Origin of the sequence: Rhizobium leguminosarum, from assembly GCF_019798305.1 — a bacterium.
GTDB lineage: Bacteria > Pseudomonadota > Alphaproteobacteria > Rhizobiales > Rhizobiaceae > Rhizobium > Rhizobium leguminosarum_U.
The window spans coordinates 370153-394886 of record NZ_JAAXDD010000001.1; the positions used below are offsets into that span (position 1 = coordinate 370153).

Genomic DNA, 24734 nt, shown 5'->3' on the forward strand with positions numbered 1-24734 from the left:
GAGCTGACGCCGCTCCCGGCGTTCCCCAACTGCTCGTGTCACGCCCATGGCTCTCGACAACAATCGCATTCCGCTTTAATGCCACTTGGTGTTTTTCAGCCCGGATTTCCGGCAATTCCAAGGTCGAACCCATGAGCGTTGAGATGAGCAAGCCCGTTCCGCGTCCCGGTATTCTCGATATCGCCGCCTATGTGCCGGGCAAGGAACATGCGCCGGGCGTCGCCCGCGTCTACAAGCTTTCGTCCAACGAAACGCCGCTCGGCGCCAGCCCAAAGGCGATCGAAGCCTTCAAGGCGGTTGCCGACAATCTGGGACGTTACCCTGACGGGCAGGCGATCGAGCTGCGCGAGGCAATCGCCGCCGTGCACGGTCTCAATCCGGCAAACATCCTCTGCGGCAACGGTTCCGACGAACTGCTCGGCCTGCTCTGCCATGTCTATCTCGCCGCCGGCGACGAGGGCATCATCACCGAGCACGGCTTCCTCGTCTACAAGATCCAGATCCTCGGCGCGGGCGCCACGCCTGTCGTCGTCAAGGAGAAGGACTATACCGTCGACGTCGATGCGATCCTTGCCGCGGTGACGGAGAAGACGAAGATCGTCTTCATCGCCAATCCCGGCAACCCCACAGGCACCTATGTTTCCGTCAGCGAGATCCGCCGCCTGCAGGCCGGATTGCCGAAACATGTCGTCCTCGTGCTCGATGCCGCCTATGCCGAATATGTGCGCCGCAACGATTATGAAGCCGGCATCGAGATCGTATCTTCCAATGCCAACGTGGTGATGACCCGCACCTTCTCGAAGGCCTATGGTCTTGCGGCGCTGCGCGTCGGCTGGATGTATGCGCCCGCCGAGATCGTCGACGCGCTGAACCGCGTGCGCGCACCATTCAACTTGAACGCGCCGGCCATCGCCGCCGCTGCCGCTGCCATTCGCGACCAGGCCTTCATCCAGCAGGCCGTCTCCTTCAACCAGATGTGGGTGGAGACGCTGACCCAGGCGCTCGAAACGATCGGGCTGAAGGTGACGCCGTCCGTCGCCAATTTCGTCCTCATCCATTTCCCCGAGATCGACGGCAAGCGCGCCGCGGATGCCGACGATTTCCTGACGAGCCGCGGCTACATCCTGCGCGCCGTGCGCGGCTATGGCTTCGCCAACGCGTTGCGCATGAGCGTCGGTCCCGAAGAGGCCAACCGCGGCGTGATTGCCGCACTCGGCGAATTCATGGGACATCAGGCATGAGTGTGCAGTTCGATCGGATCGCGCTGATCGGCATCGGCCTGATCGGCTCTTCGCTTGCCTACGACATCAGGCGGCTTGGTCTTGCAAGGGAGATCGTCGTCGCCACGCGCAGCCCCGATACGCTGAAGCGTGCGGAAGAGCTCGGCCTCGGCGACCGATACACGACATCTTCGCAGGATGCCGTCAAGGATGCCGATCTGGTGATCGTCTCGGTGCCCGTCGGCGCTTCGGAAAGTGTGGCGAAGGAGATCTCGGGAAGCTTGAAGCCCGGGGCTGTTGTCACTGATGTCGGTTCGACCAAGGCGTCGGTCATTGCGCAGATGCTGCCGCATATGCCTGATAATGTGCATTTCATCCCCGGCCATCCGCTGGCCGGCACGGAGAAATCCGGCCCGGATGCCGGCTTCCCCGGCCTCTTCGAAGGCCGCTGGTGCATCTTCACGCCGGTCGCGGATACCGATGAGACAGCGTTGAAGCGGCTGCGCAGCTTCTGGGAAGCGCTGGGCTCGAAGGTCGACGAAATGGATGCCGAGCATCACGACAAGGTGCTCGCCATCGTCTCGCACCTGCCGCATATCATCGCTTACAATATCGTGGGCACAGCCGACGATCTAGAAACGGTGACGGAGTCTGAGGTCATCAAATATTCCGCCTCTGGCTTTCGCGATTTCACCCGCCTCGCTGCCTCCGACCCGACCATGTGGCGCGACGTCTGCCTGCACAACCGCGATGCGATCCTCGAAATGCTGGCGCGCTTCTCGGAGGACCTCGCCTATCTGCAGCGCGCCATCCGCTGGGGCGAGGGCGACAAGATTTTCGAACTCTTCACCCGCACACGCGCCATCCGCCGTTCGATCGTCCAGGCCGGCCAGGATGTCGACGCGCCGGATTTCGGCCGCCACGCGCTGGACAAGAAGTAGCCGCCGCGGTGGTGGAGGTGGCACGAGCCGGCCCGGCGGATATCGACTGGCTGGTGTGCGAGGATGCCAGCGCCGGTAAGGCGTGGGTATCGCGCTGCGTGGCGCTCGGCGAATATCTGGTTGCCAGGGAGGCCGGCGAGATCGTCGGCTTCCTGCGCTTCTCCCATTTCTGGGGCAGGGTTCCCTATATGGAAATGATCCGCGTCCTGCCCGGCCACCGCCGGTCGGGCGTTGGAACGGCGCTGTTTCTCGCCTGGGAAGACGCCATGCGCGGCGACGGCGCCCGTATGCTGATGACGTCGAGTGAATGCGACGAAAGCCGACCCCAGGACTGGCATCGCCGCAACGGTTTTTCCGAAACCGGCGCGATCGAGTTGCCTGGTCTGCAATCGGTGCCGGAAGTCTTCTTCATCAAGCGAATCGCCTGAAGCGCATCGCGTCGAGTGAATCATGCGCGCTTCTGGCCTTTTCTATTTCCTATGCATCCCGTTGTCCCAAAACCACTGGACACTTTTGGGCGAGATGCATCAGATCGGCGGAATCCGGCCGAGCGGGATGAAACCGCTGACGGTGGCATTGCCGCGATCGACGACGAGATCGACAGAGACCTTGTCGCCGCCGCCGGCAAGCGCCTTCAAGAGCTTCGTTGCCGTGTTGACGGTCGAGGCGATATCCGGAAAGGCCTGTTTCAGACTGTCCCCCCAGGGGCCGAGCTGTTCGATCTCCAGCTTGAATTTTCCCGAGAGGAAGCCCTGCTCGTCGAAGGAGAAGGGGCCGGTGAGCGTCATCACCTTGCCGTCGCCGATGTCGGCGACGATGCGGCGCAGGTCGCCGGTGGCACCATTGAGGCCGTTCCGGTCACTGCCGTCGATCAGGCCGGCCTTGCCGGCGACGGTCAGGTCGATGCTGGCAGACAATTTCGGGAAGATCTGCGGCCAGTCCTTGATCGCCGTATTGGCGTCCTGCACGGAGATCGCTCCGTCGAGATCAGCACCATTCTGGCGCAGATGGATTTCGGTGCGAGCGGCGTCGAAGCTCATGGTCTGGCCGCTGTAGGAGGAGACGGCCATCGCCTTCAGACCCTCGATGACGGTCGAGCTGCGGTCGACGCCCTGCAGCCTGGTCGCAAGACTCGCCTGCAGGTTCGTCCATTGGGCCGAGATCGAAAGGCCGTTGGTGGTGCGGATTTCGGCCGGCGAATCGAGTTCCCAGACGATATTGCCGGGCGCATAGACCTGTGCTGCCGAGCGTAACGCGCCGAAGGTGGCGGAGACGCCGTTGACATTGTCGTCGACGTCGATCTTGGAGCAGAACAGGCCGATACGGAAGGGATAGCCGCGGAATTCGATATCGGAGCATTCACCGCTGACGCCTGCCTGGTCGCGGGGCGCGATCGCCTTCAGCACCGTGGTCTTCAACGCCGACGCCGCATAGAACCAGCCGCCGGTATAAAGCGCGATCGCCAGGAGGACGCCTCCACCCAGCAACCAGAATTTCTTGCCGTTGCCGGATTGGCTGCTGCCGGATTGGCTTGACGCTGCCATGATGTTCTCCAATGGTGAATCGCAAATGTGATTCCGGTCTGGCGTGCGATATGGACGAATTTTGGGTATTTGGCTACGGTTCGCTGATGTGGAATCCGGGCTTCCAGTTCATGGAGCGGGCAGAGGCCCTGGTCTACGGCTACAGGCGTTCGCTCTGCGTCCGCTCCTTTGTCCATCGTGGCACACGCGACAATCCGGGCCTGGTTCTCGGCCTCGACAGGGGTGGCGCCTGCCGCGGCATGGCTTTCCGCATTTCGCCTGAAAAATGGGATGAGGTGATCGATTATCTCCGCGCCCGCGAGTTGGTCACCAATGTCTACCTGGAGCGCCGGGTGCGGCTGCAGCTTGCCGGCCGGCGCCGGGTGGAAGCGGTCGCCTACATCATCGACCGCGAGCATGAGCAATATGCCGGCGCGCTCGATGCGCTTGCCGCGGCACGGGTGGTGAACGAAGCAAAAGGCCAGTCTGGTCCGAATGATGCCTATGTCTTCAACACCCTGACGCATCTGAAGCAGATGGGCATTCGTGACCATTGGCTGGAGCAGGTCGTCAACGAAGTGGAGCGGCTGCGCGCCGCCTGATCTCAGCCAGTTGCCGCGTTCAACTTGCGCAACTCGACCAGTCTTTCGACCGCCGTTGGCGGCAGCGGCAGATGCGGATTTTGCGCGACGGTTTCGAGCAGAAGCTCGTCGCTTGCCCGCTCCGATACCTCGATCAGATGGGAGAAAAAGGCGTCCGGATCCATTCCCGGCATGATCGGCGGCAGGATCTTCACCTTGAAATGGCCGGGATAACGACGAATGCTCCGCCGCGGCCAGAACAGACCGGGATGCATGGCGACCGGAACGACGGGGAGGTGAAGATCGCGGTACATGCGGGCTATGCCGTATTTATAGACCGGCTCTGCGCCTGGCGGGCGGCGGGTGCCCTCGGGATAGATGATGAGCTGGCGGCCGGTCGACAGTTCTTCCTTCGTGCGTTTCAGCACTTCCACCATCACCTTGCCGCGGGCGCCGCGATCGACCGGGATCATGCGCTGCTTCTTCGCATACCAGCCGAAGAACGGAATCCACATCAGTTCGCGTTTCAGGATGTAGACCGGATCCTTCAACCAGGGCAGCAGCGCGTAGGTATCCCAGAAGGACTGGTGCTTCGGCGCCAGGATGTAACTGCCATCAGGCAGGTTCTCCAGGCCCTCGATCTCGAAGGTGGTGCCGACGATCACCCGCATCAGCCAGTGGTTGGAGCGCGCCCAGTTCTTCGGAATCGCATAGGCGATCTTGCGCGGCACCACGAAATAATAGGGCGAGAGCACGATCATCCGGATGATGAGGTTGGCGTAGAAGATCGTGTTGAAGAGAACGGAACGCAGGGCGATCATGAAACTTTCCCGAGGCATGCTCACGCGACCGGCCTACACGATATTGCCCGTCATAAAAAGCGTTTGATGCTGCCTTGATGTAAAAGCTTCAGCCTTGGCCGGACGCATTTGCCGAGCGCAGCCCGGTGTGGCGGCCGAAGCCGGTAATGTTGCGGGCGCCGGTCAGCAGCACTTTCACATATTCGGCAAGCATGACGCGCATCGCATTCGGGTCGGTGAACCAGTTGCGGCTCTTCAAATCCGAGTTGACCACGGGATAAGCGATGAACTCGATGTCCGGATCGACATAGGAGAGTTCGGCGAGGCTTCGCGGCATGTGGTAATTGTTGGTGACGATCAGAACGCTCCGGTATCCCTTGGCGTGGATCCAGTTCGAAGCCTCCTCGGCATTGCCGATCGTGTCGATCGCATCGTAGCCGATATCGACACAGCAGGAGAAGAGATCGGCCGAACCCTGCGTCATCTTGCGGATCTGCGCCGGCGTCGTCGTCGGGTGGACGCCGGAAATCAGCAAACGTTTGCCGGCGCCCTTCTGCAGCAGCTCCACGGCCTGGTCGATGCGCTGGTAGCCACCCGTCAGGACCACGATCGCATCCGCCTTCGGCTCGGCCGGCGGCCTGAGTGTCGTCACCGAATCAGCGAAACGCAGAAAACCGCCGAACACCAGGGCGATTATCAGCAGGCAGCCAAAGCCGCCCCAGCGCAGCAGGCGGCGGATTGGCCCGCGCCGCGGCGGCAGACCCGCCGAGCGATCAAGCTCCGGGTCCTGATGAATCGGGTTGGGTGTCGTATGTCCCATGGTCATGAATCGTGATTATACGCTGATTGCGGCGCGGAACAGACGCTTTCATGGCAAAACGGCACGGTCAGGATCAACTTCCGATGCCGTCGGTGCGTGTCGGGTCCGAGCGTAGTGTATCGATTTCGTAGATCGTCCGCATGACGGTTAGCCGCGCGGTGAAGGTGGTGAGGAGCGCGATGACGATCATCGTTGCGAAGATGCCGGCATAACCAAGCACGCCGACGGAGAAGGTGCCGAAGAGCGCGGTCGCCTGATCCGTTTCCGGGGTGGCGAGGGTGCGGCTTTGCCAGAAACCGGCGGTGGCGAAGAAGAGAGCGGCAAGCGCGCTGCCGATCGCCGAACCCTTGAGGCTGATCTTCAGGAAATGCTTCTGGAATTCGGTGGCGACGAAGGAGCTCTCGGCGCCGACGAAATGCAGCACTTCGACGACATGACGGTTGCCCGACAGCGCGCCGCGCGTGGCGAAGACGACGGTGAGCACCATCGCCGTGAAAACCAGGAGCAGGATGCCGGTGCCGATCATGACCGTCGTGTGCGCCATGGACACCAGCCGGTCGACCCAGGTGCGGTGATCGTCGAGGCTGGCTTGCGGGATACTGTCCTTCAGCAGCGCCCGCATCGAATCGAAATCCGGCGGATTGCTCTCGTCGATGGTGATGATGACTAGGCGGGGAACGGGCAGATCCTTGAGATCGAGACCGGGGCCGAGCCAGGGTTCGAGCAGGCGAGCGGTCGCCGCTTCGTCGACGATCTGGCCGCTCTTGGTGCCGACGAAGGTCAGCGCCAGGTCGCGTGCCTGGGTCAGCGCCTTTTCCATGTCGAGATTGTCGTCCGGCTTGATCTGAATGGTGATCTCGCGAGAAATCTGGCTCTCCCAGCTGGCCGCCGTCGAGCGCACCATGCTGACGCCGCCGAGCGTCAGGCAGGCGAGAAAGGCCATGATCGATATCACCACCATCAACGCACTGCCCTGGATGTTGGAAGGCGGCAGGATCGGCGCGGTCGGACGCACGCGCAATTCCGGCCGCTTCTGCTGGATCTTGGCAGCCGCCTTCTCAGGGCTTCTGGACGGGGGCTCAGTCATAGATATCGAGATGCCCCTCTGAGAGGATCATGCGACGGGCTTCCACCTGTTCCATCAGCGCCAGGTCATGGGTGGCGATCACGACCGCCGTGCCGAGGCGGTTCAGCTCGAGGAAAAGATTGAGCAGGCGCTTGGCCATCGGCGGGTCGACATTGCCTGTGGGTTCGTCGGCCAGCAGCACTTCCGGCCGGTCCATCAACGCCCGGGCGATTGCGGCGCGCTGCTTCTCTCCGCCGGAGAGCACGGGTGGCAGCACGTTGATGCGTTCACCGAGGCCGACCCATTTCAACAGCTCCAGCACGTCGGTCTTGTAGGAGCTCTCATCCTTGCCGCGCACCCGTAGGGGCAAAGCGACATTCTCATAGGTGGTGAGATGGTCGAGCAGGCGGAAATCCTGGAAGACGATGCCGACGCGGCGGCGCAGAAGCGGCAGTTCGGGGCGGGGGATTTCGGAAATGTCGCGCCCGAACATGCGGATCAGGCCGCGTGTCGGCTGCAGCGACATGAAAAGCATCCGCAGCAGCGACGTCTTGCCGGCGCCCGATGGGCCTGTCAGAAACTGAAAGGATTTCTTCGGGATATCGAAGGTCAGGTCCCGGAGGATTTCCGGGCCCATGCCATAGCGCAAACCGACATTCTCGAAGTGGATCAACGGGCAGCTCAGTCTGTTGTGGGTTTCACCGCACGACTTGTTAACCAACACCGTTAACAGCCGGTAAATTTTGCTGGAAAGACGCCCGTTTGATGGCGATCTTTGCGAAGCATTAACCATTAAAATTTACGACTGAGCAGGATTCGTTTCAATGCCAGATTTCTCCTGGCAACGAAACCATGTGGACATCTGCGAGGCAGCCACCATGGAAGCATCCTCCTTCAGTCGCCGGACGCCGGGCCAGGCCTATGATTTCCTGCCGCCGGAACCCGCCAACCGTCGATACCGCTCGGCGCGTCCTGCCGATATCTCCGACGCTGAATTCGTTACCCTCGGCAACGTGCGGCCCAGGGAGTTCAGCTCAAGGATGTATAACGACAACCGCAAGCGCATGGCTGCCGCACACGCCGCGCCGCCACCCATGCCGGCAATGGCTGCTTCCGTTCTGCAGACCATGGAATCCTGGCTGCAGCGCGCGTCGATGCGGAGCTTCGCAGCGTTGGTGCTGGCGCTCGTCGTGCTCGTCTTCGGGCTTGCGGGTGGTTTTTCCGGCCTTACCGGCGAGCGCGCCACTTCCGGAGCGCCGCTGCATTTCACCCACGTAACGGTGACGCCGCGTGATGCAAACGGCATGCGCGTGCTCGTTATCAACGGCATCATCGAAAACGACAGCGGCACGACGCAGACGGGGCATCCGATCCGTGCCGATCTCGTGACCGACGAGCGGCTGACTGCAAGCATCGTCATCGACCCGCCGGCCGATGTCATCTATGGCGGCCAAAGCCGGGGCTTCTCGGCTCGCGTCCAGCATGCCGGCGGAAAGATGCCGGAGGTCCGGCTCTCCTTCCTGCCATAGATGTAACGGACATGGAATGGCCGACTTTCTCGCCATAGGTTGGGCCAATCCCGTTAATTTCATGGCCAGCGAGGCTGTTTCAGGCTCGCATATGTGCTAACGGCTTACCCTTCTTTTCATGGAGCAAGCCCTTATGCCTGTCGTGCGCGGAAAAAACATCGAGCCGCTCTTCACCGCCGAGCAGATCGCCGAGCGCAATCATTCGATGGCGCGGGAGATCGCCAGTGGCCCGACCAAGGACCTGCTCGTCATCGCCGTGCTCAAGGGCTCATTCATTTTCGCCGCCGACCTGATCCGCGCCCTGCATGATAGCGGGCTTGCCCCGGAGGTCGAGTTCATCACACTGTCGAGCTACGGCATCGGCACGGTTTCGCAGGGCGTACGCATCGTCAAGGATATCGACAGCGACGTGCATGGCCGCGACGTCCTGTTGATCGACGATATCCTCGAATCCGGCCGGACACTGCTCTTTGCCAAGGAACTGCTGTTCGAGCGTGGCGCGCGCAACGTCACAATCGCCGTGCTGCTCGACAAGCGCGTCAAGCGCAAGGAAAAGCTGGAGGCCGACTATGTCGGCTTCGAATGCCCTGACTATTTTGTCGTCGGCTACGGCATGGATGTCGCCTATGCCTTTCGTGAACTGCCCTTTGTCGGCGTGGTGACCGGGGACGCCTGAGCTACTGCATAATTCGTTAAATCGGAATCGATTTAAGGATAAGATTATGCAGCAATTAAAAGTGTTACAGCGTCCTTTGCGCGTCTTAAAGACGCGCGGCGCTGTAATGCCTTCGAGACGGGTTGTTAACCATCTCGCCCATCGCTTCGTCATCTTTACCGATCGAAAAGGAAAGTCTGGTGATTTCCGTCGCGGGGCTGACGACGGAGCGATGCACATATGGCAAGAATTCTGATTACGGAAGATGAGGACTCCCTGCGGTCCTTCGTAGCCCGGGCCCTGCGGCTCGATGGCCACGAGACCGATGAGGCCGCTGATGGGGCCGAGGGGCTGGAAAAGCTCAAGGACGGTGTCTACGATCTGCTGCTTTCAGACATCCGCATGCCGGTGATGGACGGCATTGAACTCGCCCATCAGGCAAAAGACGCTTTTCCTGGCTTGAAAATCCTGCTGATGACCGGCTATGCCGAACAGCGCGAACGGGCCGACGATCTTGCCGAAAAGATCATCGACGTCGTCGCCAAGCCATTCGCGCTTCCCGATATCCGCAAGGCGGTCGCCCGGGCGCTTGTCGCTTAGAGCCAAGGATGCCGAAAAGTGTCAGTGCTTTTCGGTCGGCATCCCGCTCTATTTCCAGGTTCAGGTTCTAGGCCGATCCGGTCTAGAATCATTCTTTCCAGTGCGCGTCCTGTCATTGCGCGGAGGCGTAAGGCCTACTGGATGTCCAACAACCGTTCGAGATACCGCCGTTCCATTTCCTGCGGTGGATTGTTGCCAAGCTTTTCGCGAATCGCGTCGAGGATTTCTCGAGCCCGCTGAACGTCGATTTCGTCAGGCACCTTCACGCTGTTATCGCCGAAATCCGGCCCCTGGGGCCGGCGCGGCCGGCCGAGCGGGTCGCGGCCGTTCTGGTCGCCTTGGCCTACCTGGCCGTTCGGACCTTGACCCTGCTGGCCCTGCTGCGCCTGCATCATCTGGTTCATCATGTCGCGGGCGCCCTGGCGAAGCGCTTCCAACGCGCGGCCCTGACCCTCGACGGCCGGTTGCCCGCGGCCCTGGCCGAGTTCACGGCCGGCGCCTTCCATTTCGCGTTGCGCCTGGCCAAAGCCCGGGCCGGGCTTCATTCCCATCTCGCCGAGGCTCTTCTGCAATTCGCCGAGCTGCTTGCCCAGCGCATCCTGCTGGGCGCGCAGCTGTTTCAGCGCCTCACGCAGCTGCTCGGCCGTCATCTGGTCGGAGGGCTGCTGTCCATCCTTGCCTTGCTGGCCCTGCTGCTGATCCTGCGGCTCGCCGTTCTCTCCGGGGTTCATCTCGTCGAGCAGCGGATCGTTCTCGCCCAAGTCGGGCTCGCCGCGCTGCATGCGGTCCCTGAGTTGCTGGTCGAGACGGAAGGTCTGCTCCATCAGCTTTTGCTGGTCGCGCAGGATCTCGCCGAGCTTGTCGATCTGCTTGCGGGCCTCGCTGTTTTCCTGGCTCTGCTGGCTGCGCTGCGGCCGGCCGGCCTGCAGGTTGTTCATCATCCGCTGCAATTCCGACAGCATCTGCTGAGCCGCGTCACGATTGCCGGAGCGGGCGAGATTTTCGATCTGATCCATCATCCGTTCCAGATCCTGCTGGCGCAGAATGTTCTGCGCGTTCTGGTTCGGCTGCATCGGCGCGTTCTGCATGCGTTGGGCGAGCTCGGTCATATAGTCCTGCATCGCCTTGCGCAGCTCGTCCATCAGCTTCTTGATCTCCGCGTCCGGGGCGTTGCGGTCCAACGCGTCGGCGAGGTTCTGCTGGGCCTCGCGCAGCTTGCGCTCAGCCAGAGAAAGATCGCCGTCCTCCATGCCGAGGGCGATCTCCCACAGATATTGAGCCGTATCCTTCAGCGCATCCTCGCCCTTTGCGAGCTTCATACGCGTCAAGGCGGATTCCAAGAGCAGGTAGTTGGTGAGCTTCGGGATGGTCTCCTCGGGGCGGATGGTCAGCGCCTCGTTCAGGGCGATTGCCTGCGGCATCTTGCGCGTATCGAGCGCGAAAACCTGCCGTTCCTCGGCGACGGCCGCGGCAAGCGGTTCATTGAAGGGGCGTGACGGCAGCGTCATCTCATGCGGCGGGCTGCGACCGGTCTGGCCGGCGGCATCCTTGGCGACGAGCGTGATGCGCACACGTTTGCCGGCAAGCGGATGTTCGGTCAGGTTCCGGCTGGTTACAGCCTTGGCGTCGCGGGCGTTGCGGCGGGGAATATCCAGCCGATATTCCGGCAGTGGATAGAGCGGCGTTGCCGTCGGATCGTTTTCCAGAGGAACGATCTCCGCATGCGCCTCCTGGACCCCGTAATCGTCCTTGACGGTGAAGGCGATTTCAAGCGCGCCGTTGACGCTGGGCTTCGGCAGGCCGTCGAAGGCAATCTCTGGCGCCTTATCGGGGAGCACGTCGAAGCTCCAGCGGCGGCCGTTGACCTCAAGTGCACCGTTCTCCTGGAGCTTCATCATATGCGTCTGCGCGACGAGAGCCTGGCTGGTCGGTGCCGTCGTCTGCTGCTCGCTGCCTGATGCCGCCGCCTGCTGCGGCTTGGTATCGGCCTGCACGGCGATATCCTGCGCCTCGCCGTTCGCCTTGCGGAACACGACCTTTTCGGCCGTCTTTCCGCCGCTGACGCGCACGGTGAGGCTTGAAAACTGCGGAATGCCGATCGGCGCCTGCTCGCTCCCGTCAGTCGTCAGGTAAACCGGGGCGCGGCCGGTATAGGAAGGCGGCGTTACCCAGGCGTCGATGCGCACCGCCGGATCGCTGACCACCTGCGCGGGCGCCGCCTGCAACGCGTCGCGGATCGAGCCGCCGTTGATCGACAGCGAATAACCGAAGGCCGTGACGAGCAGCAGCGCCGGGACGGCGCGCAGGGCGAAACGATCATGCGCGGCGATATCAGGTCGTGGCAGTCCGGCATCGAGCGCTGCGATCTTTTCAGCCATGCGCGTCTGGTGCTCGCGCCAGAGCGCCCGGCCGAAGGGCGTATCGAAGGCCGGCTCGTCTTCCTGGACGGTGACCGGCTGGTGCGGCAGTCCGTTGCGCTCTTCCAGCATGCGGTCGGCTTCAGCGATCCTCGGCCAGCGCAAGGTGCGGAAGGGGAGGAGCGAGACGAGAAAAGCGGCAGCAAAGGCGATGAGCAGCAGGATGCGCAGCCAGTCCGGCACGCTACGGAAGAGGCCGAACCAGGAGGCGGAGAGATAAAAGGCGATGACGGACAGTACCGGCATCAGAGGCGGCAGCAACTGCTCGAAAAAGAGCACGATGCGCGCCAGCAGGCGTTTTGTCGTCACCAGCCGGGCAAGCGAGGGACGGAAGGCAAATGCACCTTTCTTCTGCCTCGAGGGGCTTGTCATCGGTCCGGTCTCCGCGATCTGGCGTTCTGGAACAGAGGGCGCTTCCGGCGATTGCGGGGCAATACGCTCATGAACGAAAGGATAACACTCTTTGTGGCGAAGGCGAGGGCGAGCGGCCGGTAATACCGGCTTTTCACGTTTATTCGCCAAAAAGTGATGGCTTGTTCAGTCGAGCCAAGCCGGAACGGAATCGAGGCTGATCAGCTCGGCATAGGTTCTGCGCGGTCGAATCGTATGGAAATCGCTGCCCCTGACCAGAACTTCGGGCACCAGCAGGCGGCTGTTATAAGTGCCGGCCTGGACCGCGCCATAGGCGCCGGCAGTGCTGACGGCCATCAGGTCGCTGGGCTTCGGCATCGCCATCTCGCGGTCGAGCGCCAGATAATCGCCGGTCTCGCAGACGGGGCCGACGACATCGGCGCGGATGCGCGGCGCGTTGGCCGCCGAAATCGTTACCGGGCGAATCTCGTGATAGGCCTCGTAGAGCGTCGGGCGGATGAGATCGTTCATCGCGCCGTCGACGATGACGAAGGTCTTTTCGCCGCCATCCTTCACATAGAGGACCTCGGTCACCAGGATGCCGGCATTGCCGACGATCAGGCGGCCGGGCTCGGTGATGATCTTGCAGTCCAGGCCGCGCAGCTGGTTCTTGACGATTGCCGCATAGGCATCCGGCAGCGGCGGCGGATTGTTATCGTCCTTGTAGGGGATGCCGAGGCCGCCGCCGATATCGACGTGGTGGATAGTGTGGCCGTCGGCGCGGAGCGTCGCGACAAGGTCGTGCAGCAGCTTAAAGGCGTCGTCGAAGGGCTGCAGCTCGGTGATCTGGCTGCCGATATGCATGTCGATGCCGGTGACCTCAATGCCGGGTAACTTTGCGGCATGGGCATAGATGGCGCGGGCGCGCTCCCAGGAGATGCCGAACTTGTTTTCCTTCTTGCCGGTCGAGATCTTGGAATGCGTCTTTGCATCGACATCCGGGTTGATGCGGAATGAGACCGGCGCTTTCTTGCCCGCGCTCACGGCGCGCTGGTTGAGGATCTCGAGTTCGGGCTCGGATTCGACGTTGAAGCAGTAGATGCCGGCCTCAAGCGCGAAATCCATCTCGGACGGCGTCTTGCCGACACCTGAGAACATGATGCGGCTCGCCGGAATGTCGGCAGCAAGCGCGCGGCGCAGTTCGCCTTCAGAGACGACGTCGATGCCGGCACCGAGGCGGCCCAGCGTCTTCAGCACTGCCTGGTTCGAATTCGCCTTCATCGCATAGCAGACCATGGAGTCCACGTCAGCGAAAGCTTCCGAAAAGACGCGGTAATGACGCTCCAGCGTCGCGGTGGAATAGACGTAGAAAGGTGTGCCGACCGCCTTGGCGATCTCGGGAACGGGAACGTTCTCGGCATGAAGGACGCCGTCGCGGTACTCGAAATGGTTCACGGGCTTATGCCTTAAAGAAGAGGATCGAGAAGGAAGGGCTTGTCGACGGTTCCCGGCTGTTTCGTCGGCTTGGAAACGTCGCCTTGCTTGGTTGCCGCAGCGCTCGGCGGATCGAGGTCGCCCTTACGTCCGCATCCGGCAACGGCAAGGCCGATGACGGCGAGAACCGCCGTCAGGCGGACGAGGTGCGGCAAGCTCTTCATGGATATCCTCTTCTGCGGCATTTGATGGACATCTTCATAGCGAAGTTATCCGCCTTGTGCACCCTGATTGTTGGCGGTCTTTGCGCGCCCCGCAGGCAGGGCGCGGCGGCTTTTTCGCCACGCCTGCTATCTCTCAGTTGCGATCGCGCCAGAAGGCGATCTGCCTGCGCACTTCGGACGGCGCCGTGCCGCCGAAGCTCTTGCGGCTGGCGACCGAGGCCTCGACGGTCAGCACATCATAGACCTTGTCGGTGATGTCCGGATGGATCGCCTGCAGATCGGAGAGCGGCAGTTCGGCAAGGTCGCAGCCCTTGCTTTCGGCGAGTGCCACGGCGCGGCCGGTGACGTGATGGGCGTCGCGGAAGGGGAGGCCCGCTTCGCGCACCAGCCAGTCGGCAAGATCGGTCGCCGTCGAATAGCCGGAGCCGGCCGCCGCCTTCATGCGCGCGGTGTTGACAGTCATGTCGCGCACCATGCCGGTCATGGCGGCGATTGCCAGTTCCAGGCTCTCGGCGGCGTCGAAGACCTGTTCCTTGTCTTCCTGCATATCCTTGGAATAGGCGAGCGGCAGACCCTTCATGATCGTCAGCAGCGCCACCAGCGAGCCATTGATGCGGCCGGTCTTGGCGCGCACCAGTTCGGCGGCGTCCGGGTTCTTCTTCTGCGGCATGATCGACGAGCCGGTCGAGAAGGCGTCGGACAGGCGCACGAAACCGAATTGCGGGGTCGACCAGATGACGATCTCCTCCGCCAGACGCGACAGATGCATGCCCGCAATCGCCGCGATCGACAGGAATTCGATGGCGAAATCGCGGTCGGAGACCGTATCGATGGAGTTGCGGGTCGGCTCGCGGAAACCGAGCGCCTTGGCCGTCATGTGGCGGTCGATCGGATAGCCGGTGCCGGCAAGGGCGGCGGCACCGATCGGGCTTTCATCCAGATGCTCGATGGCGTGGCGCACGCGCGAGCGGTCGCGGCCGAACATTTCGACATAGGCCATGCAGTGATGGCCGAAGGTAACGGGCTGGGCGGTCTGCAGATGGGTGAAGCCCGGCATGACGCTTTCGGCATGTTCTTCGGCGCGGTCGAGGAAGGCCGCGATCAGGCCGGTCAGCATCAGCTCGGTTTTCTCAAGCTCTTCCTTCACCCAGAGACGGAAGTCGAGCGCCACCTGATCATTGCGCGAGCGGGCGGTGTGAAGACGGCCGGCGGCCGGTCCGATCAGCGTCGCCAGGCGTGCCTCGACATTCATGTGGATGTCTTCGAGCTGGCGCGAGAATTCGAAATTGCCGCTTTCGATTTCTGACAGGATCGTGTTTAGCCCGTGAACGATCTTGTCCTTATCTTCGGCGGAAATGATCCCCTGATGGGCAAGCATCGTCGCATGGGCGATCGAACCGCGGATATCCTGCGCGAATAGCTTCTTGTCGAAACCGATCGAGGCATTTATCTCCTCCATGATTGCGTCCGGGCCGGAGGCGAAGCGGCCGCCCCACATCTGGTTGGAAGATTTGGTGTCCGTGGTGTCGTCGGCCATGAAGGTGCCCGCCTTGAAATGCATGTCCTGGAGAATGAAATGACGACAAGAAAACCCCTCGGGCTACCATCGCTGAAATGGATTGCGATGGCCGCCGTTGCGGGTGTCGTTGCCGGTGCGGCAGCGGTATACGTGAAGGAGACGGGGATTGGCAATGGCGGTGAAACGGCATCGGCCGAATGCAAGCTCGCTAAAGACCGCATCGCCGGCATTACGCCGCTGATGAGGGGACAGGTGGCCGCCATGGTCGCCGCCAATGAGCCGCGTAGGCTGACCGCCATTTCCTTCAACGGACCGGACGGCAAACCGCTGACCCTCGATCATTTCGCCGGCAAGACCGTGCTTCTCAATCTTTGGGCGACATGGTGCGTCCCCTGCCGCGAGGAGATGCCGGCACTGAATGCGCTCGAGAAGGAAATGGGCAGCGACCGGTTCCAGGTCGTGCCGGTCAATATCGATACCGGCGACGACGAGAAGCCGAAGACTTTCCTCACCGAGATCGGCGTCGATGCGCTGCAGCTCTATCGCGACAATACGATTTCGGTGTTCAACAGCCTGAAGAAGGAAGGCCTCGCTTTCGGGCTGCCGGTGACGCTGCTGATCGATGACAAGGGATGCCTGATCTCCGCCATGAACGGCCCTGCCGCCTGGAACAGCGAGGATGCCAGGGCGCTGATCAAAGGTGCGATCGGGTCGTAAGAACGCCGGTCAGGAGTCTCCGTCTCCTTTTATGAGGAACACACCCGCAAGTCCGATAAGCACGAAGCATTGCAGCAGGAACATCGGAGTTTCGGTCGACATTGCGTTTCCTCGCGTTCACGGCAAGGAAAGCATTTCGCGGGCGCTCGGTCCATTCAGCCTTTCTGATGATGTCTGCTTAGCGCGTCGGGACCGGCACTTCACCGCGATAGTCATAGAAGCCGCGTCCGGACTTGCGCCCAAGCCAGCCGGCCTCGACATACTTCACCAGCAGCGGGCAGGGACGATATTTCGAATCCGCCAAGCCGTCATGCAGGACCTGCATGATCGAGAGGCAGGTGTCGAGGCCGATGAAATCGGCAAGCTGCAACGGTCCCATCGGATGGTTGGCGCCGAGCTTCATCGCCGTATCAATGGCGTCGACGGTGCCGACGCCTTCATAGAGCGTGTAGATCGCTTCGTTGATCATCGGCAGCAGGATGCGGTTGACGATGAAGGCCGGGAAATCTTCGGCGACGGTGATGGTCTTTTCCAGGGTGCCGACGAATTCCTTGGCGGCGGAGAAAGTCTTTTCGTCGGTGGCGATGCCGCGCACCAGTTCGACCAGCTTCATCACCGGCACCGGGTTCATGAAATGTATGCCCATGAAGTGTTCGGGGCGGTCGGTGGCGGCAGCAAGCCGGGTGATGGAAAGCGAAGAGGTATTGGTGGCAAGCAGCGCTTCTGGCTTCAGGACCGGACAGACCTGCGCGTAGATCTTGCGCTTGACCGTTTCATCCTCGGTGGCGGCCTCGATGACGAGATCGGAGGGGGCGAGATCATTGACATCGGACGAGCCAGTGATGAGCGACAAGGTCGACTTGCGTTCCTCTTCGGTCATCTTGCCGTTCGTCACCAGGCGGGCCAGGTTGCCGTTGATGGTGGCAAGGCCGGATTCGATGCGGTCCTGCGAGAGATCATAGATGTGAACCCTGTAACCTGCGGCGGCCGAAACATGTGCGATGCCGCAGCCCATCTGGCCGGCACCGATAATACCAATATTCTTCAACACCGCATTCATCTCCAACCCCCCGCACGGCATTCGCCCCCGCGCCGCCGCACTTTTCTAACAATACTGCCGGACGAAGGATCGCCCGGCAGCAGTAGTAGCCCGATAAAAGATAATTTTCCAGTCATTCGCAAGTGCGAAAGAAAAGCATTTGACGCGGTTAGAGCGCCTTTTCTAATTCCGGCAGGGCGTCGAAGAGATCGGCGACCAATCCATAGTCGGCGACCTGGAAGATCGGCGCCTCCTCGTCCTTGTTGATGGCGACGATCACCTTCGAATCCTTCATGCCGGCCAGATGCTGGATGGCGCCTGAAATGCCGCAGGCAATGTAGAGATCAGGCGCCACCACCTTGCCGGTCTGGCCGACCTGCCAGTCGTTGGGCGCATAACCGGCATCGACGGCGGCTCTGGATGCGCCGACGGCAGCCCCGAGCTTGTCGGCGAGCGGCAGGATGACTTCCCTGAACTTTTCCGCCGAACCGAGTGCACGGCCGCCGGAGATGATGATCTTGGCAGAGGTCAGTTCCGGACGGTCTGAGGCCGACAGCGCATCGCCGACGAAGGTCGAAAGCCCCGGATCGGAAACCGCCGAGATCGCCTCGATCGTTGCCGAGCCACCCTCCGGCGCGGAGGCGAAGGAAGCGGTGCGCACGGTGATCACCTTCTTGGCATCGCTCGCCTGCACCGTCTGGATGGCATTGCCGGCATAGATCGGCCGCTTGAAGGTATCGGACGAGATCACCTCGATGATCTCGGAGACCTGGGCGACATCGAGAAGAGCCGCCACCCGCGGCAGCACATTCTTGCCGACCGAGGTCGCGGCGGCAATGATTGTGTCGTAGCTGGCGGAGAGCGAGACGATCAGGTCGGCCAGCGGTTCGGCCAGATTGTTGGCGAGTTCGTCGCTTTCGGCCAGCAGCACCTTGGAGACGCCGGCAAGCTTGGCGGCGGCATCGGCAGCGGGCTTGGCAGCCTTGCCGGCGACGAGCACATGAATATCGCTGGCGATCTTTGCGGCTGCCGTCAGCGCCTTGGCGGTCTGGTCGGACAGGCTGGCATTGTCGTGGTCAGCCAGAAGAAGAATGGTCATGATGATGGCTCCTGTTCCAAGCTGATTACAGCACGCCGGCTTCGTTTTTGAGCTTGTCGATCAGTTCGGCGACCGACTTGACCTTGACGCCGGCCTTGCGGCCCGACGGTTCCTCGGTCTTCAACACCTTGAGGCGCGGTGTTGTGGACACGCCGAGGTCGCCGGGCGTCTTCTTGTCGAGCGGCTTCTTCTTCGCCTTCATGATATTCGGCAGCGAGGCATAACGCGGTTCGTTCAAGCGCAGATCGGTGGTCACAACCGCCGGCAGCTTGATCTCGATCGTCTGCAGGCCGCCGTCGACTTCACGGGTGACGGTTGCTTTGCCCCCAGGACCAGAGGCTTCGATCTCGATCTTCGAGGCGAAGGTCGCTTGGGCAATTCCCATCAGTGCTGCCAGCATCTGGCCGGTCTGGTTGCTGTCGTCGTCGATCGCCTGCTTGCCTGATATGATCAGCCCCGGCTGTTCGGCATCGGCGACAGCCTTCAAGATCTTGGCAACCGTAAGCGGCTCGATCTGATCGTCGGTCTCGACCAGGATCGCCCGGTCGGCACCCATGGCAAGGGCGGTCCTCAGCGTCTCCTCGGCCTTGGCCGGACCGATCGAGACGACCACCACTTCCTCGCACTTGCCGGCTTCCTTCAGCCGCAGCGCCTCTTCCACCGAGATCTCGTCGAACGGGTTCATCGACATCTTCACATTGGCAAGCTCGACACCAGTGCCGTCCGGCTTCACCCGGATCTTCACGTTGTAGTCGACAACCCGTTTGACTGGGACGAGTATCTTCATGGGCAACCCCTTTATTTCTAAACTGCTGGCCGTTCGGCAAGTAATACCCAGAAGGCGAAGAGCGGCGCGTCGAGCGACCTCATGGCGTGTCTGATACCAGGGATATTGTAGAACGATCCGCCGATACCCGGCGAGAACCAGTCCCCCTCCCCCTGCTGGAACTCTCCCTCGGAAAGCACGAGATAGACTTCCTCAGGCGCATGATCGTGATCCGGATAGCGCACGTGAGGCGCCATCAAGGTCACACCGATCCACAGGTCGCCCCGCTCTTCCAATCCTCCCGGGCCGATAATCATGGCATTGGCATGCCCATCGACAAAATTGTCGCTGGCCGTGTGGTCATACTTGCTGCGCCGATGCCATTCAAGCATTGGCTCGATGCCTTTGAACCCCTCGATCAAACGCGTCAGTGAAGGATAGGACGTATCGAAGGAAAGCGCCACATCAAGCTGAGCACACACGGGCAACCGACTTCCCGGCCCCGCACGCGCAAGCCCCGGGCGCTCCAGCGCCGCGAAAATCTGACGGACCGAGCGGCGGGCTTCCGGGGCCTTGGCGAACTCGTCGAAAGCCGCGAACGTTGCATCCAGGAAGATCTGGAGGCTTTCATTTCGTAAACTCATGTCATCACCTCCCGAGACGATCAGCCGGCCAGCGGTCCACTCTTGCGATCAGATATCTTTCGCGATGCGCAACCCGTCATAGACGGCTGCATGCGTGTTGCGTGCGGCGACCGCATCGCCGATCCGGAACAGCTGGAACTTGCCATCAGGATTGCGAATGACGGACTGAGGTTCTCCGGAAAGAAGCTGGTCGTGCGACATCTCGCCGAGATTGCTCGAGCTGGGCTTCAGTTCGAAATAGAGCTCGTCGAGCGGAATGGTTCCATGATTGACTACGATCTGGTCGAAGCTCTGCTGCCTGGCAATCCCGCCGTAATCGCTGCCGACATGGGCAACGAGCTGGTTGCCGCTCTTCTCGACGGCTTCGAGACGGTAAGTGACGGTGAAGGTCACGTCATGCTTTTGGAGGGACCGCATATAGGGCACGAGATTCATGGCCATGACCTCGGGCGCAAAGGAGCGGTCCGGCGTCATGATCTCGACCTTGGCGCCGGCCTTGGCGAGAAACTCGGCTGCCTGAAGGCCGGCATGGTCGCCGGCATCGTCGAAGATCAACACGTTGGTTCCAGGCTTCACGTCGCCGGAGATGATGTCCCATGAAGAGACCACCAGCTCGTTGCCGCTGGCGAGAACCTCGGTATGCGGCAAGCCGCCGGTCGCGATGATAACGACATCGGGGTTCTCGGCCCCGATGGTATCGGCTTCCGCCCAGGTGTTGAAGTGGAAGGTGACGTCGTATTTCTCGCACTGGCTCATGCGCCAGTCGATGATGCTGATCATCTCCCTGCGGCGCTCGCTTTGGGCGGTGAGCCGGATCTGACCGCCGGGATTGTTCGCCGCTTCGAAAACCACGACCTGGTGGCCGCGCTCTCCGGCGACGCGCGCCGCTTCCAGACCGGCCGGGCCGGCGCCGACGATGACGACCTTTTTCTTGGCGTCGGCCTTTGCCACGATATGCGGCATGGTCAGTTCGCGGCCGGTGGCGGCGTTATGGATACAGAAGGCGGCCCCGCCCTGGTAGATGCGATCGAGACAGTAATTGGCGCCGACGCAGGGACGAATATCGTCCTCCCGCTTTTCAATGATCTTGCGGACGATATGGGGGTCGGTCATGTGGGCGCGGGTCATGCCGATCATGTCGACCTTGCCGGAGGCGATCGCGTGGCGCGCGGTGGCGACGTCAGGGATTTTCGCCGCGTGGAAGGTCGGGAAATCGGTTGCGGCACGAATTTCGCCGGCGAAATCGAGATGCGGCGAATTCGCCATGCCCTGGATCGGGATCACGTCGGTCAGACCCGCATCGGTATCGATGTGACCGCGGATCACGTTGAGGTAATCGATCAGGCCGCTTGCCTTCAGGCGCCTGGAGATTTCCAAGCCTTCGGCCTTGCCGGTACCGCCGGGAAGACATTCGTCGGCGGTATAGCGCACGCCCAGAATGAAGTCGTTCCCCACCCTTTGCCGGATCGCCTTGAAGACGTCGAGACAGAAGCGCAAACGATTATCGAGCGAGCCACCGTAGGGACCGTCGAGTTCGTTGGTGAGCGGAGACGTGAACTGGTCGATCAGATGGCCGTAGGCTTCGAGCTCGACGCCGTCCATGCCGCCCGCCTTCATGCGCTCGGCAGCGTCGGCAAAATCCTTGATGATGCGCTCGATATCCCAATCTTCCAGCTTCTTCGGGAAGGCGCGATGGGAAGCCTCGCGCTGATGCGATGGCGCCACGACCGGCAGCCAGTCGCCCTTGTCCCACCGCGTGCGCCGGCCGAGATGGGTGAGCTGGATCATGATCGCCGCCCCCTCTTCATGCACGGCGTCGGTCATTTCCCTGATCCAGGGGACGATCTCGTCCTTGTAGGCGAGCAGGTTGTTAAAGACCGGCGGACTGTCCCTGGAAACCGCGGCCGAGCCGGCGGTCATCGTCAAGGCCACGCCGCCCTTTGCCCGCTCCACCGTATAGGCGCGATACCTCTCTTTCGGCATGCCGTCTTCCGGATAAGCCGGCTCGTGGGAGGTCACGATGATACGGTTGCGCAGCGTCAAATGCTTGAGCTGATAGGGCTGAAGAAGGGGATCGTTCGACATGGGCCGTGGTTCCGGATTAAAACGTCAGAGGAGACGCTAAGCACAATGTACATATGTGTCAATATTGAAAACAGCTTGGTCGTCGATTTAGACACTGATGTACATTTTTCTTGTGCGCGGCTTGATAATCTGATAGGAGATCATCCATGGATCAGGCTCTGAATGACACAGGCTGGCGCGGATCACAGGAGGGATGGCTGGAAGCAGCGTACCATTCCCTGCTGGATTCCGGCGTGGATTCGGTGAAAATTCTGCCGCTGGCGAAGAAGCTCAACCTCTCGCGAACGAGCTTCTACTGGTTCTTCAAGGACCGGGAGGAACTGCTGGCCGGGCTCGTGGCGCGGTGGCGCGAGAAAAACACCGGCAACATCGTCAAGCAGTCCGAAGCCTACGCGGAATCGCTCGCCGAGGCGATGCTCAACGTCTTCGATTGCTGGCTCAACAATGATCTGTTCGACGCCAGGTTCGAATTCGCCGTGCGCAGCTGGGCGCTGCAGTCCGACGAGATTCTCGCCGAGGTCCGGCAAGCCGATCAGCTCCGGCTTGATGCGCTCAAGCGGATGTTTATTCGGTTCGGGCTACCAGAAGCGACATCAGATGTCCGAGCGCGAACAACTTACCTCGTGCAGATCGGATACATCTCTATGCAAGCTAAGGAGGAACTCGCCGTCCGCATGAAACGGATTCCCGAATATATCGCGATCTACACCGGCGAAGTGCCGCAGCAGAGGGAGCTCGATCGCTTCTTCTCCCGGCATGGCTATAGGCCGGGTTAGGGAAGGCCGGGATGAGCGTTTCCTTGAGGATCGGGATCATTGGCGGCGGTGGTTGGCTTGGCGGAGCAATCGCCGGCTCGATCCTTGGTGCCGGCCTGGTCGAACCTCGAAACCTCTCCCTCTCTTATCGCAGTGAGCAGCCGCGCCGCTTCCCGAATTCTTTCCTGACCACCGACAATCAGGCGCTTGCCGACCGTTCGGACGTGATCCTTCTTTCCGTCCGTCCTGATGACTGGCATGCTCTTGATGTCGATGCCGGTGGCAAGCTGGTTATCTCGGTCATGGCGGGCATCCGCCTGGACGCACTTTCCGAGCGCCACAACACCGGCCGCGTCGTCCGCGCTTTGCCGAATGCCGCCGCCGAAGTGGCCAAATCCTATACGCCGTGGATTGGCGCGAGCGCTGTCACCGAAGACGACCGGGCGCTCGTCCGCGCGATTTTTCAGGCATGCGGATCTGAGGACGAGGTCGCAAGGGAAAGCGACATCGATTACCTCACCGGCCTTTCCGGGTCCGGGCCGGCTTTCCCGGCGCTGCTTGCCGCCGCCATGATGTGCGACGCCGTCGCAAACGGCCTGCCGGCGGAGATTGCGCGCCGCGCCGTCAACACGGTGATCACGGGCGCCGGCCGCCTGCTGGAGCGCCGTGACGAATGTCCTGACGACGTCGTTCAAACCTTTGTCGGCTATCGCGGCACCACTGCAGCGGCCATCGAAGGCATGCGCGCTGCCGGGTTCGACGCTTCGGTCGCGAAGGGACTATCGGCGGCATTCAAGAAATCGGTGAGTATGGGAGAGGCTTCCTGACAACCGTTGGAGCGGGTCCTGCGGCGCCCCGCTTAGCAAAACCGGCCGCTAAACAGAGGGAACGAGAATGAAAAAACTACTCGCATCGACATGTCTGACGTTCGGCCTGATTGGCGGGGCGTCTTTCGCCAGCGCCGCCGAATGCGGCACTGTCACCATCGCCAGCATGAACTGGCAGAGTGCGGAGGTTCTCTCCAACCTCGACAAGTTCATCCTGAACGAAGGTTATGGCTGCCAAGCGGAAATCACCGTCGGCGATACCGTTCCGACGATTACCTCGATGGCCGAAAAGGGCCAGCCTGATATCGCGCCGGAAGCCTGGATCGACCTGCTGCCGGATGTCGTCAAGAAGGGAACGGAAGAAGGCCGGATCGTCCAGGTCGGCTCGCCGTTACCCGATGGCGGCGTCCAAGGCTGGTGGATTCCCAAATATCTGGCCGATGCCCATCCCGACATCAAAACCATCGGCGACGTGCTGAAGCATCCAGAACTCTTCCCCGCTCCCGAGGATCCGAAGAAGGGCGCGATCTACAACGGACCGCAGGGCTGGGGCGGCACCGTGGTGACCACGCAGCTCTACAAGGCCTTCGAAGCCGACAAGGCTGGCTTCACCCTCGTCGATACCGGCTCGGCTGCCGGCCTCGACGGTTCGATCTCCAAGGCTTACGAACGCAAGGAAGGCTGGGCCGGCTACTACTGGGCGCCGACCGCGCTGCTCGGCAAGTATCAGATGGTCAAGCTGGAAGCCGGCGTGCCGAACGACGCCGCCGAATGGAAGCGCTGCAATACCGTTGCCGATTGCCCTGATCCGAAGCCGAACGCGTGGCCGGTCGACAAGATCGTCACCCTCGTTGCAAAGCCTTTCTCGGAAAAGGCCGGGCCGGAGGTCATGGACTACCTGACGAAGCGCTCCTGGAGCAACGACACGGTCAACAAGCTGATGGCCTGGATGACCGACAACCAGGCGACCGGCGAGGACGGCGCCAAGCACTTCCTCAAGGAAAACAAGGACCTCTGGACCAAGTGGGTCTCGCCTGAGGCAGCCACGAAGGTCGAAGCTGCTCTTTAGAACAGGATGATTTTAGGCCTGTTCGGCCTAAAATCTGAATGCTGTTCTAAATT

The 24734-nt window shown here is 61.5% G+C and carries 25 protein-coding genes; 11 read left to right on the forward strand and 14 right to left on the reverse strand.

All coding sequences use genetic code 11. The annotated features are described in order from the left end of the window. Positions 1–143 precede the first annotated feature (143 nt). Genes hisC through HFO99_RS01760 form a run of 3 tightly spaced genes read left to right on the forward strand, consistent with a single transcriptional unit; the run spans position 144 to position 2589 of the window. Positions 144–1241: a histidinol-phosphate transaminase gene (gene hisC, locus HFO99_RS01750; protein WP_222358784.1), complete on the forward strand. Its 1098-nt coding sequence runs from the start codon at positions 144–146 to the stop codon at positions 1239–1241. Beyond that, positions 1238–2161, forward strand: coding sequence for a prephenate/arogenate dehydrogenase family protein (locus tag HFO99_RS01755; RefSeq protein WP_018482773.1), 924 nt, complete (start codon positions 1238–1240; stop codon positions 2159–2161). Before hisC ends, HFO99_RS01755 begins: the two co-directional genes overlap by 4 nt. Positions 2162–2169: 8 nt before the next feature. Next, positions 2170–2589, forward strand: coding sequence for a GNAT family N-acetyltransferase (locus HFO99_RS01760; RefSeq protein ID WP_222358786.1), 420 nt, complete (start codon positions 2170–2172; stop codon positions 2587–2589). 99 nt (positions 2590–2688) lie between these two features. Here the strand turns inward: HFO99_RS01760 and HFO99_RS01765 are convergent, their stop codons facing one another. Continuing rightward, positions 2689–3705 carry a DUF2125 domain-containing protein gene (locus HFO99_RS01765; RefSeq protein ID WP_222358788.1) on the reverse strand — a complete coding sequence of 339 codons (1017 nt, stop codon included), beginning with the start codon at positions 3703–3705 and terminating at the stop codon, positions 2689–2691. A gap of 50 nt (positions 3706–3755) precedes the next feature. Here HFO99_RS01765 and HFO99_RS01770 point away from each other — a divergent pair, with 50 nt between their 5' ends. Further along, positions 3756–4286, forward strand: coding sequence for a gamma-glutamylcyclotransferase (locus tag HFO99_RS01770; RefSeq protein ID WP_222358790.1), 531 nt, complete (start codon positions 3756–3758; stop codon positions 4284–4286). A gap of 2 nt (positions 4287–4288) precedes the next feature. On the opposite strand, the gene HFO99_RS01775 is transcribed toward HFO99_RS01770, so the two are convergent. From HFO99_RS01775 to ftsE, 4 genes are all read right to left on the reverse strand, one after another. Further along, positions 4289–5086: a lysophospholipid acyltransferase family protein gene (locus HFO99_RS01775; RefSeq protein WP_222358793.1), complete on the reverse strand. Its 798-nt coding sequence runs from the start codon at positions 5084–5086 to the stop codon at positions 4289–4291. An 88-nt stretch (positions 5087–5174) separates the two neighbouring features. After that, on the reverse strand, positions 5175–5885 hold the full coding sequence (locus HFO99_RS01780; RefSeq protein WP_222359235.1) for a YdcF family protein: 711 nt from the start codon (positions 5883–5885) through the stop codon (positions 5175–5177). Between the two features lie 73 nt (positions 5886–5958). Next, entirely contained in the window at positions 5959–6972 is a 1014-nt protein-coding gene (locus tag HFO99_RS01785; protein ID WP_064247704.1) for a cell division protein FtsX, read from the reverse strand. Further along, positions 6965–7624 carry a cell division ATP-binding protein FtsE gene (gene ftsE / locus HFO99_RS01790; RefSeq protein ID WP_003543317.1) on the reverse strand — a complete coding sequence of 220 codons (660 nt, stop codon included), beginning with the start codon at positions 7622–7624 and terminating at the stop codon, positions 6965–6967. The genes HFO99_RS01785 and ftsE overlap by 8 nt, the downstream gene beginning before the upstream one ends. Positions 7625–7829: 205 nt before the next feature. Between ftsE and HFO99_RS01795 the strand changes: the two genes are divergently transcribed. The 3 genes from HFO99_RS01795 to HFO99_RS01805 all read left to right on the forward strand — a co-directional run bounded on the left by HFO99_RS01795 (position 7830) and on the right by HFO99_RS01805 (position 9735). Then, on the forward strand, positions 7830–8480 hold the full coding sequence (locus HFO99_RS01795; RefSeq protein WP_222359237.1) for a hypothetical protein: 651 nt from the start codon (positions 7830–7832) through the stop codon (positions 8478–8480). Between the two features lie 133 nt (positions 8481–8613). After that, positions 8614–9156 carry a hypoxanthine phosphoribosyltransferase gene (gene hpt / locus HFO99_RS01800; protein WP_003543314.1) on the forward strand — a complete coding sequence of 181 codons (543 nt, stop codon included), beginning with the start codon at positions 8614–8616 and terminating at the stop codon, positions 9154–9156. A 219-nt stretch (positions 9157–9375) separates the two neighbouring features. Beyond that, on the forward strand, positions 9376–9735 hold the full coding sequence (locus HFO99_RS01805) for a response regulator (protein WP_003543311.1): 360 nt from the start codon (positions 9376–9378) through the stop codon (positions 9733–9735). A gap of 134 nt (positions 9736–9869) precedes the next feature. Here HFO99_RS01805 and HFO99_RS01810 read toward each other — a convergent pair whose 3' ends face one another. The 4 genes from HFO99_RS01810 to argH form a co-directional block, all read right to left on the reverse strand. Next, on the reverse strand, positions 9870–12524 hold the full coding sequence (locus HFO99_RS01810; RefSeq protein ID WP_222358795.1) for a TIGR02302 family protein: 2655 nt from the start codon (positions 12522–12524) through the stop codon (positions 9870–9872). Positions 12525–12689: 165 nt separating this feature from the next. Continuing rightward, positions 12690–13958, reverse strand: a complete 1269-nt coding sequence (lysA, locus tag HFO99_RS01815; RefSeq protein ID WP_222358797.1) for a diaminopimelate decarboxylase — start codon at positions 13956–13958, stop codon at positions 12690–12692. A gap of 11 nt (positions 13959–13969) precedes the next feature. Further along, on the reverse strand, positions 13970–14182 hold the full coding sequence (lptM, locus tag HFO99_RS01820; RefSeq protein WP_064247706.1) for an LPS translocon maturation chaperone LptM: 213 nt from the start codon (positions 14180–14182) through the stop codon (positions 13970–13972). A gap of 112 nt (positions 14183–14294) precedes the next feature. Continuing rightward, complete coding sequence (argH, locus tag HFO99_RS01825; protein WP_222336227.1) at positions 14295–15698, reverse strand: argininosuccinate lyase; 1404 nt, start codon at positions 15696–15698, stop codon at positions 14295–14297. A gap of 39 nt (positions 15699–15737) precedes the next feature. Between argH and tlpA the strand changes: the two genes are divergently transcribed. Further along, entirely contained in the window at positions 15738–16397 is a 660-nt protein-coding gene (gene tlpA / locus HFO99_RS01830; RefSeq protein WP_222358799.1) for a thiol:disulfide interchange protein TlpA, read from the forward strand. Between the two features lie 178 nt (positions 16398–16575). Here the strand turns inward: tlpA and HFO99_RS01835 are convergent, their stop codons facing one another. From HFO99_RS01835 to HFO99_RS01855, 5 genes are all read right to left on the reverse strand, one after another. Next, positions 16576–17457 carry a 3-hydroxybutyryl-CoA dehydrogenase gene (locus tag HFO99_RS01835; RefSeq protein ID WP_222253629.1) on the reverse strand — a complete coding sequence of 294 codons (882 nt, stop codon included), beginning with the start codon at positions 17455–17457 and terminating at the stop codon, positions 16576–16578. 148 nt (positions 17458–17605) lie between these two features. Beyond that, complete coding sequence (locus tag HFO99_RS01840; protein ID WP_222358801.1) at positions 17606–18535, reverse strand: electron transfer flavoprotein subunit alpha/FixB family protein; 930 nt, start codon at positions 18533–18535, stop codon at positions 17606–17608. Between the two features lie 25 nt (positions 18536–18560). Next, positions 18561–19322 carry an electron transfer flavoprotein subunit beta/FixA family protein gene (locus tag HFO99_RS01845; protein ID WP_222358803.1) on the reverse strand — a complete coding sequence of 254 codons (762 nt, stop codon included), beginning with the start codon at positions 19320–19322 and terminating at the stop codon, positions 18561–18563. Between the two features lie 17 nt (positions 19323–19339). Then, positions 19340–19945 carry a dimethylsulfoniopropionate lyase gene (locus HFO99_RS01850; protein WP_222358805.1) on the reverse strand — a complete coding sequence of 202 codons (606 nt, stop codon included), beginning with the start codon at positions 19943–19945 and terminating at the stop codon, positions 19340–19342. A 48-nt stretch (positions 19946–19993) separates the two neighbouring features. Further along, positions 19994–22030, reverse strand: coding sequence for an NADH:flavin oxidoreductase (locus tag HFO99_RS01855; protein ID WP_222358807.1), 2037 nt, complete (start codon positions 22028–22030; stop codon positions 19994–19996). 146 nt (positions 22031–22176) lie between these two features. Here HFO99_RS01855 and HFO99_RS01860 point away from each other — a divergent pair, with 146 nt between their 5' ends. The 3 genes from HFO99_RS01860 to HFO99_RS01870 all read left to right on the forward strand — a co-directional run bounded on the left by HFO99_RS01860 (position 22177) and on the right by HFO99_RS01870 (position 24681). Then, the gene (locus HFO99_RS01860; RefSeq protein WP_222301692.1) at positions 22177–22806 is read left to right on the forward strand and encodes a TetR/AcrR family transcriptional regulator; all 630 of its coding nucleotides are present in this window, start codon (positions 22177–22179) and stop codon (positions 22804–22806) included. A gap of 11 nt (positions 22807–22817) precedes the next feature. Beyond that, entirely contained in the window at positions 22818–23612 is a 795-nt protein-coding gene (locus tag HFO99_RS01865; RefSeq protein WP_222247444.1) for a pyrroline-5-carboxylate reductase family protein, read from the forward strand. A 67-nt stretch (positions 23613–23679) separates the two neighbouring features. Beyond that, a complete protein-coding gene (locus tag HFO99_RS01870) occupies positions 23680–24681 on the forward strand; it encodes an ABC transporter substrate-binding protein (protein ID WP_222358809.1) in 1002 nt (333 codons plus the stop codon). The last annotated feature ends 53 nt before the right edge of the window (positions 24682–24734 follow it).

What these genes read in the sequence shown, in the direction of transcription:
- hisC (WP_222358784.1), top strand. Translation starts at nt 144, where the DNA reads ATGAGCAAGCCCGTTCCGCGTCCCGGTATTCTCGATATCGCCGCCTAT.
- HFO99_RS01755 (WP_018482773.1), top strand. Translation starts at nt 1,238, where the DNA reads ATGAGTGTGCAGTTCGATCGGATCGCGCTGATCGGCATCGGCCTGATC.
- HFO99_RS01765 (WP_222358788.1), bottom strand. Translation starts at nt 3,705, where the DNA reads ATGGCAGCGTCAAGCCAATCCGGCAGCAGCCAATCCGGCAACGGCAAG.
- HFO99_RS01770 (WP_222358790.1), top strand. Translation starts at nt 3,756, where the DNA reads ATGGACGAATTTTGGGTATTTGGCTACGGTTCGCTGATGTGGAATCCG.
- HFO99_RS01775 (WP_222358793.1), bottom strand. Translation starts at nt 5,086, where the DNA reads ATGATCGCCCTGCGTTCCGTTCTCTTCAACACGATCTTCTACGCCAAC.
- HFO99_RS01780 (WP_222359235.1), bottom strand. Translation starts at nt 5,885, where the DNA reads ATGGGACATACGACACCCAACCCGATTCATCAGGACCCGGAGCTTGAT.
- HFO99_RS01785 (WP_064247704.1), bottom strand. Translation starts at nt 6,972, where the DNA reads ATGACTGAGCCCCCGTCCAGAAGCCCTGAGAAGGCGGCTGCCAAGATC.
- HFO99_RS01795 (WP_222359237.1), top strand. Translation starts at nt 7,830, where the DNA reads ATGGAAGCATCCTCCTTCAGTCGCCGGACGCCGGGCCAGGCCTATGAT.
- hpt (WP_003543314.1), top strand. Translation starts at nt 8,614, where the DNA reads ATGCCTGTCGTGCGCGGAAAAAACATCGAGCCGCTCTTCACCGCCGAG.
- HFO99_RS01805 (WP_003543311.1), top strand. Translation starts at nt 9,376, where the DNA reads ATGGCAAGAATTCTGATTACGGAAGATGAGGACTCCCTGCGGTCCTTC.
- HFO99_RS01810 (WP_222358795.1), bottom strand. Translation starts at nt 12,524, where the DNA reads ATGACAAGCCCCTCGAGGCAGAAGAAAGGTGCATTTGCCTTCCGTCCC.
- lptM (WP_064247706.1), bottom strand. Translation starts at nt 14,182, where the DNA reads ATGCCGCAGAAGAGGATATCCATGAAGAGCTTGCCGCACCTCGTCCGC.
- argH (WP_222336227.1), bottom strand. Translation starts at nt 15,698, where the DNA reads ATGGCCGACGACACCACGGACACCAAATCTTCCAACCAGATGTGGGGC.
- tlpA (WP_222358799.1), top strand. Translation starts at nt 15,738, where the DNA reads ATGACGACAAGAAAACCCCTCGGGCTACCATCGCTGAAATGGATTGCG.
- HFO99_RS01835 (WP_222253629.1), bottom strand. Translation starts at nt 17,457, where the DNA reads ATGAATGCGGTGTTGAAGAATATTGGTATTATCGGTGCCGGCCAGATG.
- HFO99_RS01840 (WP_222358801.1), bottom strand. Translation starts at nt 18,535, where the DNA reads ATGACCATTCTTCTTCTGGCTGACCACGACAATGCCAGCCTGTCCGAC.
- HFO99_RS01845 (WP_222358803.1), bottom strand. Translation starts at nt 19,322, where the DNA reads ATGAAGATACTCGTCCCAGTCAAACGGGTTGTCGACTACAACGTGAAG.
- HFO99_RS01850 (WP_222358805.1), bottom strand. Translation starts at nt 19,945, where the DNA reads ATGAGTTTACGAAATGAAAGCCTCCAGATCTTCCTGGATGCAACGTTC.
- HFO99_RS01855 (WP_222358807.1), bottom strand. Translation starts at nt 22,030, where the DNA reads ATGTCGAACGATCCCCTTCTTCAGCCCTATCAGCTCAAGCATTTGACG.
- HFO99_RS01860 (WP_222301692.1), top strand. Translation starts at nt 22,177, where the DNA reads ATGGATCAGGCTCTGAATGACACAGGCTGGCGCGGATCACAGGAGGGA.
- HFO99_RS01865 (WP_222247444.1), top strand. Translation starts at nt 22,818, where the DNA reads ATGAGCGTTTCCTTGAGGATCGGGATCATTGGCGGCGGTGGTTGGCTT.
- HFO99_RS01870 (WP_222358809.1), top strand. Translation starts at nt 23,680, where the DNA reads ATGAAAAAACTACTCGCATCGACATGTCTGACGTTCGGCCTGATTGGC.